Source organism: Crocinitomix catalasitica ATCC 23190 (assembly GCF_000621625.1).
In the GTDB taxonomy this organism is placed as follows: Bacteria; Bacteroidota; Bacteroidia; order Flavobacteriales_D; family Crocinitomicaceae; genus Crocinitomix; species Crocinitomix catalasitica.
Genome location: NZ_JHXV01000024.1, coordinates 45153 through 65699 on the forward strand (window position 1 = coordinate 45153; position 20547 = coordinate 65699).

Here is a 20547-nt window from a genome sequence, read left to right on the forward strand (position 1 = left end):
TTTTTACTCCCATTTTATTTAAATTGAATAAAAAAGATTAAATGTTTCAATGGATTAAGAACATTAGTTTATCTAATTATATAATTGAGATATTATTCACTTCTCTAATTATATCTGTACCCTTTGGTTCACATATTTTTGCGGTATCTATTGGTTTTATGACGATTTATCCATTTCTTATTTTGGTTGGAATTTTAACCATTTTGGGATTTTTTCATATTCGATTGATTTCAAGTAAAATCGAAATCTTCTTTCTATTATTCCTCCTCTTTTGGCTGCTTTACGCCATAGGTTTAAGTTTTATATCAGGTTTTAACGAAGATGCCATAATCGATATTCGAAGCTTGCTTATGATGTGTTTGACTTCCTGGGTGATTATTTGGACAAAGTCTAAGCTAGGAAATATTAGGTGGCAATCGGTACTTGGCTTTAGTTTGAAAATAGTCTTCTTTTTATTGCTCTTTTTCTCCCTTTTTGAATTTGTTTCGGGTATCCATTTCGAAGGAAGTTTCACCAATCAAATGCTCTTAGATTCATCAGGTTCTATTAATTATGCACCTATATTTTTATATGATAACGCAAATAATGTTGTAGCGCACATGCTTATCTGTTCTGCACTTATATTATTATTAGAAAAGAACTTAAAATCGAAACCTATTTTTATTGCATTTCTGCTAATCGTAGACCTATTTATCGCTGTCATCACGTCCGCTAGAATTGGAACTTTTATTTCTGTAACAAGTATCATTTTGACGATTTTAAATTATGCTCCTTCTATTTACTCCTGGGCTAAAGCTGAATTGAATAGGTCAAAAGTGATCTATATTGTTATTACGATTGTGGTAATGTTATTGGTGTTTTTTAAAACAGACAAATATTACGGACCTTATTGGGTTAATCAAACAGAAGTAGTTCAAAGTGAAGCGGTTAATGTAGAATCACCAACAGGGACAGAAATTGTTGAAGTTAAAACGGCGCCTAATAAACCGCTCACTAAGACGGAAGCAGAGAACATGAATAACGATTCATTACGGCTTAATTATAATTCATTTAAGATTCGTTATGGTTTGCTTCAAAATGGAATTGCTTTTTTTAGAGAATCGAATTATCTAGGAATAGGACCTGGTCAATTCAGAGTTAAACATAAGAATGGAGAGATTGACTATTATACCAAAACAAATATTTCTCCCCATGCATACATTATTGAAGTTTTAGCTCAGTTTGGGGCATTAATTACGGCACTGCTACTGTTTTTAATGTGTTTACTCATTTACAGTAATTGGAAAATGAATAAAGATGATAAATTTAAATTTGGAATTTTTATCATCAGTTTATTACTTTTTGTCGCCGCCTCTTTTTTGCCTAGTGGCTTTTTAATTCTAGAATTTAATTGGATTTTTGTAGCAACATTGGTTGGAGTGTCTTCGAATAATAAAAAGAGAAATGGAGCGTAATTCATACTTAAAAAATTTCTTGGTATTGTTTTCCGGGAATGTAGTCGCTCAGATAATTCCTTTTTTATTTGCCCCCTTATTATCACGTATTTTTTCAAGTGAAGAGTTTGCTATTCAAGCGAACTTTATGGCGATAGTTGGAATCATTGCCATCGTTGCTGGAGGTCGATATGAATTAGCTGTAGTGCTACCAAAAACAAAAAATAAGGCGGTTAATTTAATTGGACTAGCGCTTTTTTTAACGACGCTTATTTCAATTCTAACTTTAGGATTGGTCTTAATTAAAGATCAAATTGCAAACTTTTACGAAGATGAAGCTATCTCAGATTATGTTATTTATATCGGGATAGCTGTATTTGTTAGCAGCGGAATATCGATTCTTACCAACTGGTTGATTAGGGAAAAAAAATATAATTTTATTTCAGGTATTAAAGTCTTACAATCACTTGCAATTAATTTGATTACCATCTTTATGGGGTATCTGAATTTTGGAGTAGATGGATTGATTTATGGGTGGATAATTGGATTAATTCTTTCATTTTTAATGGCATTTTATTCATTTAATAGATCTTTCAGTTTTAAAGGGATATCAAAACAAGGAATGCAAGAAGTTGGTAAAGAATATAAAGACTTTCCACTGATTAATTCAGCACATGCATTTAGTGATTTGTTTTTTAGTCAGTTTGTGCTTTTTGCCATTATAACACGTGAATACGGACTTGTCTATTTAGGCCTTTTCTTTATGATGAATAAATATTTAAAAGCCCCTATTAGAGTAATTGGCAGTGCTGTTGGACAAATTTTTTATAAAGAAGCAAATGATCAGAAAAATGAAGATGAAGATGTCATGACCATTTTTCTTAAATCGGTTAAACTGGTTAGCTATTTTGCTGTACCTATTTGTATTGTTATATTTTTGTTTGGACCTTCTTTGTTTGCTTGGTATTTAGGTGATGATTGGAGAATGTCTGGAGAATATGCTAGGATAATGGCGATACCGATTTTATTTAACTTTTTAGTCTCTCCAGTTTCGTCAATAACACTTATTTATAGACAACAGAAAAAAGCTTTTGTTATTAGTGTTGTGGGTTATTTGTTATCTGCCTTAGCATTCGAGCTAGGCGTATATTTGGGGTATAGTTTTCAATCATCCCTCATGCTTTTTGCAGCAGTAATGTCAATTTATTATCTTTATTTACTCTTTTGGTATATCTCGTTAATTAAAAAGAAATGAAAGTTTTAATCACAGGTCTTCCATATTTTGCATCAAGATTCGCGTTGGAATTGAGTGAATTTGACAAACAGAATAAATATTTGTTTTTCAACACCTACAATTCTAAAATAGATCAATTGAAATTTGCGTTGAATATACTGAATGCTGACCTCGTTATTTCTTTTAACGGTGTTACAAGCACAAGTAAATCACTTGATCTTGCTTGTCTATTAAATAAACGTATCCTTATGCAATGGCATGGTACAGACGTTTTAAGCGTAAACGAAAATAAATCGAGAAGTATTTTCACTGATAAGTACTTAAAAGCCTCTACGCATTTTACTGATGCAAAATGGCTACAAGAAGAATTGAATGAATTAAACATTTCATCTGAAATTTTACCTTTTAAAAGTATTGATATTAATTCGAAGGTGAAGAGTTTTGAGAAACCTGCTGTCTTAACTTATGTTGCTCAAAACAAAGAGGTTTTTTATGGCATTAATCATTTGATAAAATTAGCGTCATGTTTCCCCGAGATTCCTTTTCATATCGTTGGCACAAATGGCGAAGGATTGGAAACACCAGAGAATATGATTTTTTACGGTTGGGTTGACAATGTGTTTGTAAAAAAACTGTCAGTTCAATGCCCGTTTTTTATTCGACTTACAGATCATGACGGTTATGCGTTGTCGGTTCTTGAAGCAATAAGTAATGGCAATTATGTCATGTGGAATCAGCCGCATCCTCAATGTTATTATGTTGATGATTTAGACAGAATAGCAGATGATTTTAAAACTATGTTGCATGATTTTCATCAGAATAAAGGTGCTGTTAATTTGGCCAACATTGATTGGGCTAGAGAAAATCTAGATAAAAGAATTATCTTGCAAACCTATATTGATAAATTAAAAAGTATTGCCAAAAAATAAAAAGAATATCGTCCTCGTAACAACCTGGTATAAACCGTTGCAAAGCATTGCCGTTAATAGGATGGTTGCGTTCGCTAAATACCTTGATAAGGATAAATATGCCGTTAAAGTTGTTTGTCTGGGAGATAAAAAAGGTCCAAAGAAAGAAGTCGAGGATGGGGTTGAGATTTATCGATGCTCGAATGAGACGATTTTTAAATTGCCGTCTTTTAAATCGAGTGATTCTAAATTAAAGCACAAGTTCAAAGTTGCCCAAAAACTAATCATTAAAAAGTTAGTTAAGGACGAGTATTCAAGCTGGATTAAAACGGCTGGAAAAAAGCTGATTGAACTACAGCAAACAGAAAAAATTGATTTGATCATTAGTTCTTTTGCACCTGCAGCTCCCCATGTTGTGGTGTCTAATTTTTTGGATAGTAATCCTGGCGTAAATTGGATCGCTGATATGCGGGATGAAATGAGTCAAAATCCAGAATTAAGTCAAGATTCTAAAGCTTATTTTGAAGCCATAGAAAGTCAAATAAATCAAAAGGCAAACGCAATAACAACAGTTAGTTATCCAATTGTAGATTATTTCAAAGAAATTCTACCTAAAGTTCAGCATTTTGAAGAGATAAGAAATGGCTATGATCATGACTTAAGCTTAGATTTAAATCATTTTAATTCAAGGTTTACGATTGTTTATGCCGGCAACTTTTATGGAACAAGGAAACCGAATACGTTTTTTGAAGCTTTATCTGAATTGAAGGATGAATTACCTAAAGATTTATTGATCCGTTTTGTTGGTTCGCCTCGAAATTTTAAAGTGCCTAAGGTATTTGAAGATAATGTCGAATTTATTGAAAAGGTCTCTCAAAGTGAAAGCCTCGATTACATGGCTAAGGCAGATGTAAATTTACTAATTCAACCATTTTTTGGAAGGAAAGGGGTGTATACAGGTAAATTATTCGATTATGCATCTGTAGAAAAACCAATTTTAGCAGTTGTTGATAAAGACGATGTGGCTGCTGAGTTAATCAAGGAATTAAACATCGGGTTTGTTGCAGATTTCGAAGATATAACTGGAATTAAGAAGGCAATCCATGATTGTTTTGAATTATGGAAAACGAAATCGCATCTGAAATATCATAAAGAAGAGATTTTTAAATTACATAGAAAATTCCAAGTGCATAAATTGTCAAATTTGATTGATAAAATATTGAATGAAAAAATACAATAAGATAATTGTGATCGGACCTAATTCGGTTCACGTCGAAAACTTCATCTTTTTGATTAAAGATCTATTTGATTCTATTGTAGTGGTGAGTGAAGAGGTAACTGAATTCACATATGTCAATTCTTCTCATGTCATAAGCTATAGAGCAAAAAATCCGCTTACTTGGTTAAAAGAAAATAAAAAACTAGAAAAGATAATAGTTTCAGAAAAGCCTGATTTTGTTCATGTGCAGTCAATTAATCGACAAGCTTTCTTCGCAAGCATCATTACAAAACGACTTAAAATTCCGCTGATTGCAACAGCATGGGGAAGTGACGTTTTGGTTGTGCCAAAAAGGAATATTGTTTTTAAAAAAATGGTGCAACGCGTTTTAGATCGATCAGCATATATTTCTGCTGATTCATACGAGATGATTGATGCCATTCATCATTTGTCTAAAAACAAAAATGTTAAATACATCTTGTTGGGAATTAATACAATTGAAATAAAGCCGAAAGAGCAGATTATTTATTCTAATAGGTTACATAAGCCTTTATATAATATTGATAAAATTATAAACGCTTTTCATCAGTTTTCATCTTCAAATCCGGATTGGAAGTTAGTTATTGGAGCCGTTGGACCGGAAACTGAAAATTTAAAAACACAAGTGGATCAACTAAATACGAACAAGATTGAGTTTATAGGTTGGTTAACACAAGAAGAGAATATAAAACAGTATCAAAAGGCGAAAATTTATATAACAATACCTTCAAGTGATGGAACTGCTGTTAGTCTTTTAGAAGCGATGTCCGCTGGTTGTATTCCAATTGTGAGCGACTTGACGGTTTCACACGAATGGATTGTTGACGGTGAGAACGGTGTCATTCTTAAACCCTCAGAAGAAAATTTTTTTAAAAGAGCCTTATCATTGGATTTAGAGAAAGTACAACAAAAAAATAAAGAAATTATCTCTAAAAGTGGAACGAAACAAATTGCTACTGACAGCTTTCAATTCGTTTATAAATCTGTTAAATGATTGCTTTAATTCGAAATAGAGATTATTATGGATTAAGCTTGAGCTTACTTATAATTATCAGTACCATCGCTCAAAAGTATACGGCATTAGCAATCGCACTTTTTGTCATTGTATTTATTATCGATTTAATCGTTTCAAAAAAATATAGTTTTGCTGGAACATGGCCACATTTTTTATTCATGGGTTTGTTTTTGTTTTATGCAGCAGGTTTGTTATGGTCTGAACATGTGGATATCGGAATAAAACTCCTAGAATACAAAATGTCTTTCTTTATCTTTCCATTGTTATTTTTAATGCGGAAAAAAGGAATTGATTTTTGGCAAATTATCCCTTCGTTTATAATAGCCAACTTCTTTTTAACCGTTGCATTAAGCGTTTATTCATTGGTAAATAAAGTATCTGTGGATGTCGCTTCAATGGAATTATTCAATATTCATCCTACTTATTCGAGTACATATATTTTAATCGCCGGCTTTATTCTTATTATAGGCTATCGACAAAAAGGATTATCAATTTCAAAAACGAGTTTATTTATTGTAATAGGATATTGGCTAATTATTGTCATTTTATTGATTTCATTTGCGAACATTTTATTTTTAATGTGTGCAGTTTTTGTCGTGATAGCAGTCTTGCTATTTCAGAAAAAAGGACCATTGATTGGATGGAGTTTTCTGATTCTTTCACCGTTTTGTGGATATTTAATATTGAATAATACACCGTTTTTGGATTATGATGTTCGCACAGCGAAAGATACGATTAGCGAATTCTATAATGAACCTCAAGATTTTTTATGTGATAACCTCCATACGGATGCAGGAACTAAGCTTAGGCCAATTCTATGGATTTTGAGTGTTGAAATAATACAAAGGTATCCATTTGGTGTGGGATTAGGTGATATTGATTATCATATCGAAGATAGAGCTTCTTTTTATGGCGTAACTCATTTAGAAGATCATGCACTTAATCCTCATAATCAGTTCTTACAAATTGCAATTGATATTGGACTACCTGGCATGTATTACCTGATAATTCTGCTCTTATTGATAGCTGGTATTGCTATTCGTCGGAAGGATTATATTCTCCTTTTCGTTGTTTCGAATTTGATCTTTAATTCATTGTTCGAATCTATGCTTCAGCGGCAATCGGGGATTGTTTTTTATACTTTAATTATTTGTATTTGTTTAACTTACAGTGCAACGAGTAAATTTAATAGTAAGAAAAAATTGATTGATGGAGAAGAATAAATCGATATCGATTATCATCCCTTGTCGTAATGAGCAAGATTATATAGCGATCTGCCTACAAGCATTAAGTTTGCAAGAGTACAATAAGGGATCTCTTGAGTTTCTAGTGATTGACGGCATGAGTGATGATAGTACGCGAGAGATTATTAAAGAATTACAAGTAAAAGATCCACGGATTAAATTAATTGACAATCCGTTTAAAACAACGCCTCAAGCAATGAATATTGGCTTGAATGCTGCGGCGTACGATTTAATCATTCGAATTGATGCACATGCGAAGGCATTACCAGGTTTTATAGAAAAGAATACAGAGGCTGTTTTCGAATCTGAAGATATTATGTGTGCTGGCGGTCGTATAAAAAACGTTTACCAGAATAAAACTGCAGAAATAATAGGCTTTGCTATGTCTAGTCCATTTGGTGTCGGGAATGCGACTTTTAGAATAGGAGGGGAGAAAAAATTCGTTGATACTTTAGCTTTTGGCATTTATAAAAAGGACGTTTTTAATAAAATAGGCTTTTTCAATGAATCTTTAATTAGGAATCAAGATGATGAATTGAATTTCAGACTCACAAAAGCGGGATATAAGATTTTATATAATCCAGAAATTGAGTCAGAATATTTTGTTCGTGGTTCTGTCAAAAAATTAACCAAACAGTATTATCAGTATGGTTATTGGAAAGTCTATGTGAATAAATTGCATAAAACTGTCACATCGATTCGTCAAATGGTCCCGATTTTATTTTTATTAGGACTTATTTTTGGAGCCATATTCTCAGTATTAATGCCGTTTTTCTGGATGCTTTATGTAGCAGGAATATTATTTTATATTCTATTGGCACTTGTATTTGCATTCAAGGTTAGTCCAAACCTTTTAGTGGCCATGAAAGTGAGTTGTATCTTTCCAATTTTACATCTATCGTATGGATATGGATATTTAAAAGGTTTATTGAGATTCGTTATTTTAGGACAAGAACCCTCAATAAAGAGTAAAGAATTGTCAAGAGGGTAGAGACTGGACGTATTTTAAAATTTATTAAAATGTCGTTTAAAGAAATAGCAAACCTAGTTGTATGTCTTGATTAACTTTTTATTCTGGTGAGAAATAAATACCATGTTTTTCGGATCGACTAGATAATAACTTCTATTTTTGCTAAAAACAATCGAATATGATACCTTTTTCGCCACCTAGAATGGACCAAGTAACCGTTGATGAAGTAAGTAAAGTTTTACTTTCAGGATGGATTACTACGGGCCCAAGAACGAAGTTGTTTGAAGAGAAAATTTCTGAATATGTAGGTTGTCGAAAAACAATATGTCTAAATTCTGCAACGGCCGGAATGGAATTAGTTCTACGTTGGTTTGGAGTGAAAGCAGGAGACGAAGTGATCATTCCAGCTTACACCTATTGTGCAACTGCGAATGTAGTTTTGCATTGTGGTGCTATACCGGTCATGGTTGATGTTGATGAGAAAGATTTTAATATCTCCGTAGCAGCCATTCGTTCGAAAATAACATCGAAAACAAAAGCTATTATACCTGTTGATATTTCAGGGTTACCCTGTGATTATGATGCGATCAATAGTTTGGTAAGAGAATCGTCTATTCAGGCGTTATTTACACCAGCTACTGATGAACAGAAAACATTAGGACGAATAATGGTGATGGCAGATGCAGCACATAGTGTTGGTTCGTCTTATAAAGGAAAGAAACAAGGTAGTGTAACTGATGTTGCAGTATTTTCATTTCATGCCGTAAAGAACTTAACAACCGCTGAAGGTGGTGCTGTTTGTATGAATTTTCCAGATCGATTAGATACAGATGAAATTTACAAGAAATTAAATACAAAATCTTTACATGGTCAAAGTAAAGATGCTTTAGCGAAAACCCAAGGAAATGGTAGCGCTTGGAGATATGATGTCGTTGAACCAGGTTATAAGTGTAATATGATGGATATTCAAGCTGCAATCGGTTTGGTTGAACTGGATAGATATGATGACAACCTAAATAGACGTAAAGATATTTTCGCACATTATACGAATGCTTTTAGTTCGCATAACTGGGCGATTTTGCCTACTTATTTAAATGATGAAAAGGAATCGTCTTATCATCTTTATATGATAAGAATAAAAGGGGCAACAGAAGATCAGCGGGATCAAATAATTCAAGAAATATTCGCACAGGAAGTAGCAGTTAATGTTCATTTTCAACCATTGCCACTTTTAACCGCATATAAAAATTTAGGTTATAAAATGGAGGATTATCCTGAAGCCTTCAATAAATATGCAAATGAGATTTCTTTACCTGTTTATTATGATTTGAATGACGAGCAATTGGAGCAAGTCAGTACTGCGGTAATTAACGCAGTTCATAAAATTTTAGGTTAATGTATTTAGCGCTTAAAAGAGTTTTCGATTTTTGCGCTGCAAGTATTGTACTCATTTTGTTTTTACCAATTGGGCTTTGCTTGGCCTTTTGGATTTTAAGTGAGAGTAGAGGAGGAGTCTTCTATAAACAAGTGAGAGTTGGTAAAAACGAAGAACACTTCACTTTGTTTAAATTTCGTTCAATGCGAAAAGATGCAGATCAACTTGGAAAGATTACAGTTGGTGTCGATAACCGTGTTACAAAATCAGGCCGATTCATTCGTAAATATAAATTGGATGAAATCCCGCAATTGCTCAATATAATTCTTGGAGATATGAGCGTAGTAGGTCCTCGTCCCGAGGTTCCTGAATATGTGGTCTTATATTCACAAGAGCAAAGACATGTTTTGTCCGTTAAACCAGGATTGACAGATTATGCGTCATTAAAGTATATCGATGAGCAGGCAATTCTAGGTCAAGCTAGTGATCCGCAAAAAGTATATATTGATCAAATTATGCCTGAGAAATTAGCTCTCAATCTGTCTTATATAAATGATAGAAGTTTATTGGTTGACTTTAAATTGATTTTTCAAACCATATTTAAAATTTTTAAATAGTTTTTATTGTCAAACTATTTAGCTTCGGAATTGAATCTATATTTTCTATTTATCTCTTTAAAATTCTGTTTTTATGCTATTAATTTATTTAATAGGTCTTAATACTTAATTTAATACGCATTTTTATTTTTTTTAAGAGCTTGACTATTTGTTTGAATAGTAGTCATGTACAGTGTTTTGGTTGTGTGTGTACAATCACTTCGTCGATTTAAACTAACCTTTAACCGTATAAAGGCGTATAGGGTAGGTATATATACTTACTTTTGATGTGTATAATTGACAAGACTTATGAAACATGAAAAAATAATCTTACAAGTTAAGGTGCTATTCATTTCTATTTTACTTCCGTTTTTAGCTAATTCTCAAATAGTTACAATCGGAACGGGTACAAATACAAATGATATTGATGAAGCAACTCCAGTTAATATAAGTACAAGATCAGCTGTTTCGTATATTGTTTACACACGTGCTGAATTGTTAGCGGGTGGAGCAATCGGTAGTGGCGAAATAAATAAATTGGGCTTTTATGTAACAAATGCGCCAATTTATGATATGCCAAACTATACGATTCAAATGAAACATACATCTGCAACCAGAGCAAATGGTGTATCAAATGGTGGTTTCACAGATGTAAAAACGATAGACTCATATAGTCCATCAGCGGGTGGTTGGGATATGCATGATCTAGATACACCATTTGATTGGAATGGTTCAGATAATATTGTGATTCGTATTTGTTGGAGTCAAATTCCTGCTGGTTCAAACAATTCAGGTCAACTTAGAATAAATACATCAACAAGAGGTTATAGATACCGTGCATTTACGTTTTTTTACGATGCATGTAGATATAATCCTAATACAAATAGAAATTACAAGCCACATATTCGATTTGTATTTCAAGATGAAACAGAGTGGACAGGTTCGGTTAGTACAAATTGGTTTTCGAATGATAATTGGACAGCAGGTGTTCCAGAAGCTGAAATGAATGTGAATATTCCTGTTTCAGCCATACGAAATCCTTTAATTGATGGACTTGCTTATTGTAATAATATTGAGTTAGAGGGAGAGTTAACATTCGCAGCAGGTTCAGAGTTGGATGTAAATGGTGATTTTGTGAATACAGGACTTATAACTGACTTAGGTGGGACTATCGAGTTTGTAGGACCAGCGACGCATGTTTTTTCAAATTCGGAACCAACTGATTTAGGTTCTGTCCATTTGAATAGTTCGGCTGGACTTATATTTTCTGGTCGCAAGGCAAGTATACATGATGAATTAATAGTTAGTAAAGGCATCTTAAATACGAATGATAGCCTAGTGATAAATTCTGACGCAACAGGTACCGGAAGAGTTGCAGCGTTAAAAACAACTTGTACCTATTCAATCTCAATGGAAGACGCTTATGGAGATAGTTGGAATGGGGGATACTTAGAAGTTTTTGAAGAAGGAGTTCTAATTGGAGTTTTTTCTTGTAAAGACGATGCGTCAATCGGAACTTTCGAAATTGTTGGAGGAAATAGTTTTACAATAAATTATACAAGCGGTTCATATGAGAATGATAATTCTTATGAGATTTATGATGAGTCAGCCATTTTACTGTTTAGTGACGGGCCCACTCCAGATGATGGAGAAGTTTACGGATCGACAGCAACAGGTTGCTCTTTTACGTCTTCAATAATTGGAGATATTACAATGGAACGATATATTGATGCGGGAGAAACATATTGGAGATATTTTGCTTCAGCAGTTGAGAACCCAAGAATCGAACAGTATTTAGATGATTTTGTCACTTCAGGATTTGACGGATCACCATACCCACGTTTTCCTTTTACATCAATTTATTCATATGACGAATCACGAGCGCCTGGCGATGGGTATGTAGCTTGTGTCAGTGCAGATCAAGTGATAAATGTCGGTCAAGGATATCAAGTATGGTCAGGAGACACAATTACTCACACTGATCCTTTTTTAGTGGATTTAGTTGGGCCTGTTAATCAAGGGGATATTACTTTGCCTGTAACCTTTACCGCTTCTGGTAGGGAAGATGAAGATGGTTGGAATATGATTGGTAATCCATATCCGTCCACTATCGATTGGGATGCTGAAGGTTGGACTAAAACGAACATGGCAAATGCGACTTATATCCAGGATCCAGACACTCAGTTGTATGCAACGTATGTGGCTGGAGCAAGTGTTAATGGCGGTTCAAGATATATCGCATCACAACAATCTTTTTGGGTGCATGCTATCGCTGAAGACCCTGAATTGACAATTCGTGAAAGTGTAAAATCAAATAATGATGTAAGATTTTTAGCTTCTGAAGAATTGAGTAGAGGTGTTACTGTACAATTGATTCATAATGAAATGATAGATGAAGCGGTGATCAGACATGTGGATGGCGCAAGTGAGTTGATGGAGCATGAATATGACGCTGAAAAGCTTTGGGGTGGATGGGGTGTTTATCCGCAAGTTTCATTTTATAATTCAGAAGAAAAAGATCTGATTGTACATTCATTTGACAAAAGTTCGGTAGAATGGTCAATTCCTTTAAGAACTATTGTTTTTGAAAATGGAAATTATGAATTGAAATTTAATCATGTATTTGAGTTAGATGTACCTTGTTTACAATTAGAAGATACCTATACAGGAATAAACTATTTAATCGCAGAAGGTGAAAGTTTAAGCTTTGAAATGTACGATACCACTTATGCGCCAAGATTTTTGCTGCATGTTGGAAAAGATTATACCTATTCTCAGACCAATGTAAAGTGTTTTGGTGATGATAATGGAGCTATTAATATCGATTTAGATAGAGAATCAGTTACGTATCGAATAGAATCAGATACGTATTTAGATTCAAATTCTGTTGCTGGAAATCCATTATTAATTGCTGATCTTAATGCTGGATCATATACAATCCAAATATTAGATATTGATGATTTATGTGGGAATAATGAGTTTTCATTTACAATCAGAGAACCTGAAAATGTTAAAATTGAAGCAGATTTGAAAGATGTTTCATTTGGGGTAGACGGCGCAATTGAAATAGAAGTAACTGGAGGAACAGTTCCTTATCATTTTAGTTGGTCCAACGGTGAAGCAAGTCAAAACATCTATGACTTAACGTCTGGTGAATATGCAATAACAATTTTGGATGCGAATGATTGTGTGTTTGATTCTAGCTTTTCTTTAGTGAGTAACCTTTCTGTCGACAATGAAGTATCGACTAATTTAAAAGGTTTTTATGCTCCTTTGTCAAAGCAATTTATCATTGAAAATGAAGGTGAAATCGAAGGGATGGGAATAATCAATTTATATGGTGTTAATGGACAACTAATTCAAGTATATGAAACGAATAGTGCTAATGTTGCTATAGATTTAAATTCTATTGCTTCAAGTGGAGTATATTTCATTCAGATTCCTGCGCATGAAGTTAGTTTCAAATTCTATATCCCTTAAAGAATTATAGTCAATAAAATGAAGGGTGGTTTTAGACTTTAATGCCTGTTATACTAGACAGGATAAGATGTTTAGATGCTATTCTTCGGACGCTGGACAATGCCTTCCGAATGTTTGATGTTAACTAGTGAACGAGAGGATGCATTATTATCCTTTGTTTTTAAGCATTCAAATTCCAACGATAAGGTCAATTCAATATATAAAACCCATAAAAAAAATCCCGACCTAATTAAAGATCGGGATTATTATATGTTGTCGTTCCGTTCTATCTTCTTGGAAAACCAAAAAGGAAAAACAGACCGGCTAAAATGTATTGCAATTCTAGTAATAATTAATTATTAAATCAAAACTGCAAGCATTTTTTTATGCACATTACATCATCGGCATTCCACCGCCAGGCATTCCACCCATTCCGTTAGCTGGTTCAGCCTCTGGAATATCAGCAATAACGCATTCAGTAGTCAATAACATTGATGAAATAGATGCAGCATTTTCAATTGCTATTCTCGTTACTTTTGTTGGATCAATAACACCAGCTTTTAGTAAGTTTTCATAAACATTTGTTCTAGCATTGTAACCAAAATCATCTTTTCCTTCAAGTACACGTTGAACAATAACAGCACCTTCAAGTCCCGCATTTTGTACAATTTGTCTCAATGGTTCTTCAACAGCTCTTTTTACAATTGCAATACCAGTGTTTTCATCATCATTAGCACCTTTAAGCTTATCTAAAGCTTTAATTGCTCTTAAAAGTGCAACTCCACCACCAGGAACAATTCCTTCTTCCACAGCAGCTCTTGTAGCAGATAATGCATCATCAACTCTATCCTTCTTCTCTTTCATTTCAACCTCAGTTGCAGCACCTACATAAAGTACAGCTACACCACCAGATAATTTAGCAAGACGTTCTTGTAACTTCTCTTTATCGTAATCAGAAGTAGTTGCCTTAATTTGAGATTTAATTTGATTGATTCGAGTTGTGATTTGAGCCTTTTTACCTTGACCGTTAACAATGGTAGTAGAATCCTTGTCAATATCAACTTTTTCAGCTGTACCAAGGTGTTCAATTGTTGCGTTTTCAAGTTTAAATCCACGCTCTTCTGAAATCACTGTACCGCCAGTTAAAACTGCGATATCTTCTAACATCTCTTTTCTTCTATCACCAAATCCAGGTGCTTTAACAGCAGATATTTTTAATCCACCTTTTAACCTGTTAATTACCAAAGTAGAAAGTGCTGTACCATCAATATCTTCAGCTATAATAACCAAAGATTTACCTGATTGTGCAACCGGCTCTAAAACAGGTAACAATTCTTGAACATTAGAAATTTTCTTATCGTAAATTAAGATATAAGGATTTTCAGCCTCAACAATCATTTTCTCTGCATTAGTAACAAAGTAGGGAGATAAATATCCACGATCAAATTGCATACCTTCAACTATTTTCACTTCAGTTTCAGTACCTTTTGCTTCTTCAACAGTAATAACACCCGAATTCCCAACAACTTTCATTGCTTGCGCAATTAATGCTCCGATTGATTCTTCATTATTCGCTGAGATAGTTGCAATTTGCTTAATTTTATCATTGTCAGAACCAACTTCTTGTGACTGCTTTTTAAGATCAGCAACAATTTTTTCAACTGCTTTATCAATTCCTCTTTTCAAATCCATCGGATTTGCACCGGCAGCAACATTTTTAAGTCCAGCTGTAATAATTGCTTGAGCTAATACAGTTGCAGTTGTCGTTCCATCACCTGCAATATCAGCTGTTTTTGAAGCTACTTCTCTAACCATTTGAGCGCCCATATTCTCTACAGAATCACTCAATTCAATTTCTTTAGCAACTGTTACACCATCCTTAGTGATATGTGGTGCACCGAATTTTTTATCGATGATTACATTTCTACCTTTAGGTCCTAATGTAATTTTAACCGCGTTTGCTAATGCATCAACACCTTTTTTTAATCGGTCTCTAGCATCAATATTAAAAATTATTTCTTTAGCCATTTCTAGTTTAATTTTTTAAAATAGTTATTATAAAGTACCATAAATATCTGACTCACGCATAATTAAATACGTTTTACCATCTAATTTAACTTCTGTTCCAGAATATTGACCATACATTACCTTGTCACCCTTTTTTAAGGTCATAGGCTCGTCAATTTTGCCTGGACCAACAGCAATTACTTTTCCTTGTAATGGTTTTTCTTTTGCCGTGTCAGGAATAATAATTCCGCTCGCTGTTTTTTCCTCAGCTGGAGCAGATTCGACAATAACTCTGTCTGCTAATGGTTTTATCATAATGTTTAGTTTATTATATTAGTTGTTTCCATTATCATGTCACAATTTATGCCAAATAAATTACGACTTAAATAAGTGTCAAAATAGCATTCTGAGGCTAATTTGGAGCAAAAAAAATGTCAGTATGCGTGACATACTGACATTTTTTTTAAGTAATGTATTTTTACGGCTGAGGTACTGGTGTATTAGTTGGTAAACCTCCACCTGCAGCAGGTGCGCTATTGTCTACTTCAACACTCATTGAATTAGCATCAAATTGATCATCATTAGCTCCAGCTGTAGATTGTCCACCTGAAGCGGCCATAATCAAACATACTGCAGCAATCCCAATCGCTAAAGTCCATGTTCCTTTCTCTAAAATATCGGTAGCCCTTTTCGCGCCTCCTAATTGAACTGCAGATCCAAATTCTGCATTTAATCCTCCACCCTTAGGGTTTTGTACAAGGACAAATAATATTAATCCTACACAAGCTAAAAGTACTATTATGGTTAAAAATCCGGCCATTTTATTAATTTATTTAATGTATTTCTTGTTTAATTTTTTCAATTTGACTTGCAAAGAAAGTCTTTTTTTCGGGATATAACAAAATTAATTGCTCATATGCATGAATTGCTTTGCGATAATTTTTCTGAATGACGTGTATTTTAGCCAATGTTTCAGTCACTAAATCAGATACCTCTTCAACACTGTTTCTCGCATTTAACGAAGGGTTGTAGAAGTCTTTTGTTGGTCGGCTTATCGACGGTTCTTCCGCTATAAACTTGTCTAATAATGCCGAAATATCTGTTGATCTTTTTTCTCTTTTTGGACTTTTTTCACGAACATGAACCGGCTTTTTAACAGAATTAGCCTTTTTGTCTTGCTGTTTTTTTAATTTAAGCCAATCAACAAAACTTAAATCTTTCGCTAAAACTTCAGGTTCAGATTTTTCTGCTACAATCCGATTATCAGCCTTTTTAGTAATGTTCTTTTTTTCTTGTGGAACAACTTCTATAATTGGCTCTTCTACAATTTTTATCGGTTCAAGTATTGGATCAACAACATCTTCAATCTCAGGTGAAAGATCTGACGGTTTATCCAGCTTTTCTGAAGGAATTTCCATATTAGAAATAACTTCCTCAACTGGCATCTCATTAATTGTTGGGATATCGATTTCTTCTGAAATGATTGGTGTCTCAATTAATTCAACTTCATCTATTACAACTTGAGCTTCTTCTTCAACTAAAATAGCCGTTTCTATTGTCTCCTCCGCTACAACTTGAATATCTTTTTCTATCGGAGCCAATTTAATGATAGCATACAACCTTTCTCGATCCATCACATTTGATGCTACTTTCTTTAGAGTGGCTTCAAATTTTAAATCATTTTGGTCAGCCAGTAATTTCAAATACAGCAATTGTAAACTGCTCGCATAGGGATATTTTTCAGTTAACAATCTTAGTTCTTCCGCAGGTGCTTGAGTAATTTTGCGTGGCTCAGCAATCCAATTTGATATGTCTTCTCCAGAAATCACCAATTACTCGTTAAACGGTTAATAATGTCTTGCGATAACTTCGTATTAATATCTTCTAATAATTCTGCCTCTACAACTGATAAATCATCACTAGAATTATAATTTGAAAACTGACTAAAACTAGCTTCAAAACTTTGATCGGGGTTCTTGCTATTAATTACAATAACATCTAAACGTACTGTTAAGCTATTTAACGCAGCAACCTCATTCGATTGAACAGATACGGGACTCGTATTATAATAAGTGACTTTACCACTAATGCTAATGTCAGACTTTGTTTGGTTAAGTTTTAATTTCGATCTTGAAATGATAAAGTCTTTTAAAAAGTCAGCATAGGTGGCACCGTATCCTGCAGGTGCATTTGGTGCGGCTTCTTCAAATAAATCTACGTTGAAGGTTTCAGCATCTATACTTCCGTCAACCATCGAATATTTAACCGATACACATCCCAAATTAAAAATGAGAAGTAGGATTAAATATTTAAATGATTTTTGCATAATTATATCAACGTTCGTAAGATTCGCTTATTTTAAATCGTATTCTTTTATTTTTCTGTACAAGGTTCTTTCAGAAATACCGAGGTCTTGCGCAGCATACTTTCTTTTACCTCTATGTTTCTCTAACGCTTTTTGAATAAGTTCTTTTTCTCTATCTTCAAGAGATAAAGATTCCTCTACCTCAATATGTTCTTCAAAATCATTATCAAAATCCGCAACAATTGGCGCTTGTTCTTCTTTTACACTTGAATATGAATCTTCAAGTAGTTTATTTCCTGAAGGAGAAATATCTTTATATAGCTTTTCTATAATGGCAGATCGATCCTCAGTACTCAAATCTTGTTGATCTCCTTTCATTACCTTAATCACAAGTTTTTTTAACTCGGTCAAGTCGTTTCTCATATCGAAAAGAACTTTGTAAAGTAAATCTCGTTCGTTTAAACTTGTGCTAGATTGATCGTTCGCTAGTACAGGTAGATTTGTCTTTGCGTAATCGGGTAGATAATGATTTAGTATTTCACCATCAATATCTCGAGCATTCTCTACTACTGAAATTTGTTCTGTGACGTTTTTTAATTGTCGAATATTACCAGGCCAGTTATAGTTAGATAACATCACTACAGCAGAATCACTCAGTTTAACTGGAGGCATTCTATATTTTTCAGCAAAGTCAGCCGCAAATTTTCTAAATAATAAATGAATATCATCTTTACGCTGTCTAAGGGGAGGTAGGTTAATCGGAACAGTGCTTAAACGATAGAATAAATCTTCTCGAAACTTACCAGTACTAATCGCTTGCGGCATGTTTTCATTGGTTGCAGCAATAATTCGAACATCCGTTTTGATTGGTTTTGATGAACCAACTCTAATGAATTCACCCGTTTCCAATACTCTTAATAGACGAACTTGTGTTGTTAAAGGTAATTCAGCAACTTCATCTAAAAAAATGGTTCCTTTATCGGCTACCTCAAAATATCCTTTACGTTGATCATGTGCACCTGTAAAGGAGCCTTTTTCATGCCCGAATAATTCACTATCAATCGTTCCCTCTGGAATAGCACCACAATTCACCGCAATATAAGCACCATGCTTTCTGGCACTTAATTGATGAATCACTTTTGGCATTACTTCTTTTCCTGTACCACTCTCGCCTGTTATTAATACACTAATATCCGTAGGGGCGACTTGAACCGCAACATTCAAAGCCTGATTTAATGCGGTCGAATTGCCGATTATACCAAATCGTTGCTTAATTTGTTGTGTATCCATTTTATGCTTTTACTGCAATACCTCTTAAGGTTGCACTTGTATAATCTGTAATTTTAACATTGACGTAATCACCAGGTTTATAATCGTCTTTTGCGAAAATAGTTGTTACGTTTTGTGAATTTCGACCATAAACTTCTTCATCAGATCTTTTTGAAATTCCTTCAATCAATACTTTATAAGTTTTACCAACAGCTTTTTTATTACTTGCTAAAGATAATTCGGCTTGTAACTCTTGTACTTCGTATAATCTTTGTTTTTTAGTCGCTTCAGGAATGTCATCTTCGAATTTTCGCTCAGCTAATGTTTTTGGTCTTTCCGAATAGAAGAACATGTATGCAAAATCATAACCAACTTCACTCATCAATGTTAAAGTATCCTTGTGTTGTTCGTCTGTTTCACCACAGAAACCTGTAATGATGTCTGTCGAAATTGCAGCCTCAGGAATGATACGTTTAATCGCATCAATTCTGTTCATATACCATTCTCTAGTATAACCTCTGTTCATTTTCTTTAAAACTTCAGTATTTCCAGATTGAACCGGTAAGTGGATGTAGTCACAAATATTTTCATATTTCGCCATTACATGCAAAACATCATCAATCATGTCTTTAGGATGTGAAGTAGAAAAGCGAATCCTTAAATCAGGATTTACTAATGCAACTTTTTCCATCAAATTAGCGAACGTTACAACAGGTTCGTCTGGATTAATAATTTCTCCCTTCTTTGTGATATTCCATTTATAACTATCTACATTTTGTCCTAGTAATGTAACTTCTCTGTAGCCTTGGTCGAATAAATCAGAAGCTTCCTGTACAATCGATTTAGGATCTCGACTTCTTTCACGTCCTCTTGTAAATGGTACAACGCAAAACGAACACATGTTATCACAACCACGCATGATTGAAATAAATGCTGTTACACCTCCTGAACCAAGTCGAACAGGTGAAATGTCTGCATAAGTTTCTTCTCGTGACAATAAAACATTGACTGCTTTTTGTCCACTCTCAACTTCTTCAATTAAGTTAGGTAAATCGCGGTACGAATCTGGTCCAGCGACTAAATCAACTAATTTTTCTTGCTCTAATAAGCTATCTTTTAAACGCTCAGCCATACAACCTAAAACACCAATAACCAATGAAGGATTTTGTTTTTTACGTTTATTGTATTGGCTCAGCTTGTTCCTTACTCGCTGTTCAGCATTTTCACGAATAGAGCATGTATTCATTAAAATAACATCAGCCTCTTCCGCATTTCTAGTCGTTGAAAATCCCTTATCTGTTAAAATTGATGCAACGATTTCACTATCCGAAAAATTCATTTGACAACCGTAACTTTCTAAGTATAATTTTTTACCATTAGAAAATTTTTCCGCAGCTAGATTAGTATTTAACATCGTTGCAGAACCTTGAATAGATTCGTCAATCGTTTTTTCAATTATTTTATCATTATCCAT

17 protein-coding genes are annotated in these 20547 nt (G+C 33.8%); 10 read left to right on the forward strand and 7 right to left on the reverse strand.

All coding sequences use genetic code 11. From position 1 onward, the window contains the following. The first annotated feature begins 41 nt into the window (after positions 1–41). The 10 genes from T367_RS0113840 (at position 42) to T367_RS0113885 (ending at position 13513) form a co-directional block, all read left to right on the forward strand. A complete protein-coding gene (locus T367_RS0113840; protein ID WP_157454241.1) occupies positions 42–1454 on the forward strand; it encodes an O-antigen ligase family protein in 1413 nt (470 codons plus the stop codon). Further along, positions 1444–2688, forward strand: coding sequence for an oligosaccharide flippase family protein (locus tag T367_RS0113845; protein ID WP_027420390.1), 1245 nt, complete (start codon positions 1444–1446; stop codon positions 2686–2688). Before T367_RS0113840 ends, T367_RS0113845 begins: the two co-directional genes overlap by 11 nt. Continuing rightward, on the forward strand, positions 2685–3596 hold the full coding sequence (locus T367_RS0113850; RefSeq protein ID WP_027420391.1) for a glycosyltransferase family protein: 912 nt from the start codon (positions 2685–2687) through the stop codon (positions 3594–3596). Before T367_RS0113845 ends, T367_RS0113850 begins: the two co-directional genes overlap by 4 nt. Then, complete coding sequence (locus T367_RS0113855; RefSeq protein ID WP_157454242.1) at positions 3583–4815, forward strand: glycosyltransferase family protein; 1233 nt, start codon at positions 3583–3585, stop codon at positions 4813–4815. The genes T367_RS0113850 and T367_RS0113855 overlap by 14 nt, the downstream gene beginning before the upstream one ends. Continuing rightward, positions 4799–5827 (forward strand): glycosyltransferase family 4 protein, encoded by a 1029-nt coding sequence (locus tag T367_RS0113860; protein ID WP_027420393.1) that lies wholly within the window; start codon positions 4799–4801, stop codon positions 5825–5827. The genes T367_RS0113855 and T367_RS0113860 overlap by 17 nt, the downstream gene beginning before the upstream one ends. Continuing rightward, positions 5824–7071: an O-antigen ligase family protein gene (locus T367_RS0113865; RefSeq protein ID WP_027420394.1), complete on the forward strand. Its 1248-nt coding sequence runs from the start codon at positions 5824–5826 to the stop codon at positions 7069–7071. Before T367_RS0113860 ends, T367_RS0113865 begins: the two co-directional genes overlap by 4 nt. Then, entirely contained in the window at positions 7058–8083 is a 1026-nt protein-coding gene (locus T367_RS0113870; protein WP_027420395.1) for a glycosyltransferase family 2 protein, read from the forward strand. The genes T367_RS0113865 and T367_RS0113870 overlap by 14 nt, the downstream gene beginning before the upstream one ends. 157 nt (positions 8084–8240) lie before the next feature. Beyond that, entirely contained in the window at positions 8241–9458 is a 1218-nt protein-coding gene (locus T367_RS0113875) for a DegT/DnrJ/EryC1/StrS family aminotransferase (RefSeq protein ID WP_027420396.1), read from the forward strand. Further along, the gene (locus tag T367_RS0113880) at positions 9458–10054 is read left to right on the forward strand and encodes a sugar transferase (RefSeq protein ID WP_027420397.1); all 597 of its coding nucleotides are present in this window, start codon (positions 9458–9460) and stop codon (positions 10052–10054) included. Before T367_RS0113875 ends, T367_RS0113880 begins: the two co-directional genes overlap by 1 nt. A gap of 288 nt (positions 10055–10342) precedes the next feature. Next, positions 10343–13513, forward strand: coding sequence for a SprB repeat-containing protein (locus T367_RS0113885; protein WP_027420398.1), 3171 nt, complete (start codon positions 10343–10345; stop codon positions 13511–13513). A gap of 372 nt (positions 13514–13885) precedes the next feature. On the opposite strand, the gene groL is transcribed toward T367_RS0113885, so the two are convergent. The 7 genes from groL to miaB all read right to left on the reverse strand — a co-directional run bounded on the left by groL (position 13886) and on the right by miaB (position 20529). Next, complete coding sequence (groL, locus tag T367_RS0113890) at positions 13886–15520, reverse strand: chaperonin GroEL (protein ID WP_027420399.1); 1635 nt, start codon at positions 15518–15520, stop codon at positions 13886–13888. A 27-nt stretch (positions 15521–15547) separates the two neighbouring features. Continuing rightward, positions 15548–15814 (reverse strand): co-chaperone GroES, encoded by a 267-nt coding sequence (locus tag T367_RS0113895; RefSeq protein WP_035844108.1) that lies wholly within the window; start codon positions 15812–15814, stop codon positions 15548–15550. 163 nt (positions 15815–15977) lie between these two features. Next, positions 15978–16319, reverse strand: coding sequence for a preprotein translocase subunit SecG (secG, locus tag T367_RS22435; protein WP_072032207.1), 342 nt, complete (start codon positions 16317–16319; stop codon positions 15978–15980). 13 nt (positions 16320–16332) lie between these two features. Then, complete coding sequence (locus T367_RS0113905; RefSeq protein ID WP_027420401.1) at positions 16333–17328, reverse strand: tetratricopeptide repeat protein; 996 nt, start codon at positions 17326–17328, stop codon at positions 16333–16335. After that, complete coding sequence (gene lptE, locus T367_RS0113910) at positions 17325–17825, reverse strand: LPS assembly lipoprotein LptE (RefSeq protein ID WP_157454243.1); 501 nt, start codon at positions 17823–17825, stop codon at positions 17325–17327. Before lptE ends, T367_RS0113905 begins: the two co-directional genes overlap by 4 nt. 27 nt (positions 17826–17852) lie before the next feature. After that, entirely contained in the window at positions 17853–19094 is a 1242-nt protein-coding gene (locus tag T367_RS0113915; RefSeq protein WP_027420403.1) for a sigma-54 interaction domain-containing protein, read from the reverse strand. A 1-nt stretch (position 19095) separates the two neighbouring features. Then, positions 19096–20529 carry a tRNA (N6-isopentenyl adenosine(37)-C2)-methylthiotransferase MiaB gene (miaB, locus tag T367_RS0113920; RefSeq protein WP_211252712.1) on the reverse strand — a complete coding sequence of 478 codons (1434 nt, stop codon included), beginning with the start codon at positions 20527–20529 and terminating at the stop codon, positions 19096–19098. Positions 20530–20547: the final 18 nt, after the last annotated feature.

What these genes read in the sequence shown, in the direction of transcription:
- T367_RS0113840 (WP_157454241.1), top strand. Translation starts at nt 42, where the DNA reads ATGTTTCAATGGATTAAGAACATTAGTTTATCTAATTATATAATTGAG.
- T367_RS0113845 (WP_027420390.1), top strand. Translation starts at nt 1,444, where the DNA reads ATGGAGCGTAATTCATACTTAAAAAATTTCTTGGTATTGTTTTCCGGG.
- T367_RS0113850 (WP_027420391.1), top strand. Translation starts at nt 2,685, where the DNA reads ATGAAAGTTTTAATCACAGGTCTTCCATATTTTGCATCAAGATTCGCG.
- T367_RS0113860 (WP_027420393.1), top strand. Translation starts at nt 4,799, where the DNA reads ATGAAAAAATACAATAAGATAATTGTGATCGGACCTAATTCGGTTCAC.
- T367_RS0113865 (WP_027420394.1), top strand. Translation starts at nt 5,824, where the DNA reads ATGATTGCTTTAATTCGAAATAGAGATTATTATGGATTAAGCTTGAGC.
- T367_RS0113870 (WP_027420395.1), top strand. Translation starts at nt 7,058, where the DNA reads ATGGAGAAGAATAAATCGATATCGATTATCATCCCTTGTCGTAATGAG.
- T367_RS0113875 (WP_027420396.1), top strand. Translation starts at nt 8,241, where the DNA reads ATGATACCTTTTTCGCCACCTAGAATGGACCAAGTAACCGTTGATGAA.
- T367_RS0113880 (WP_027420397.1), top strand. Translation starts at nt 9,458, where the DNA reads ATGTATTTAGCGCTTAAAAGAGTTTTCGATTTTTGCGCTGCAAGTATT.
- T367_RS0113885 (WP_027420398.1), top strand. Translation starts at nt 10,343, where the DNA reads ATGAAACATGAAAAAATAATCTTACAAGTTAAGGTGCTATTCATTTCT.
- groL (WP_027420399.1), bottom strand. Translation starts at nt 15,520, where the DNA reads ATGGCTAAAGAAATAATTTTTAATATTGATGCTAGAGACCGATTAAAA.
- T367_RS0113895 (WP_035844108.1), bottom strand. Translation starts at nt 15,814, where the DNA reads ATGATAAAACCATTAGCAGACAGAGTTATTGTCGAATCTGCTCCAGCT.
- secG (WP_072032207.1), bottom strand. Translation starts at nt 16,319, where the DNA reads ATGGCCGGATTTTTAACCATAATAGTACTTTTAGCTTGTGTAGGATTA.
- lptE (WP_157454243.1), bottom strand. Translation starts at nt 17,825, where the DNA reads ATGCAAAAATCATTTAAATATTTAATCCTACTTCTCATTTTTAATTTG.
- T367_RS0113915 (WP_027420403.1), bottom strand. Translation starts at nt 19,094, where the DNA reads ATGGATACACAACAAATTAAGCAACGATTTGGTATAATCGGCAATTCG.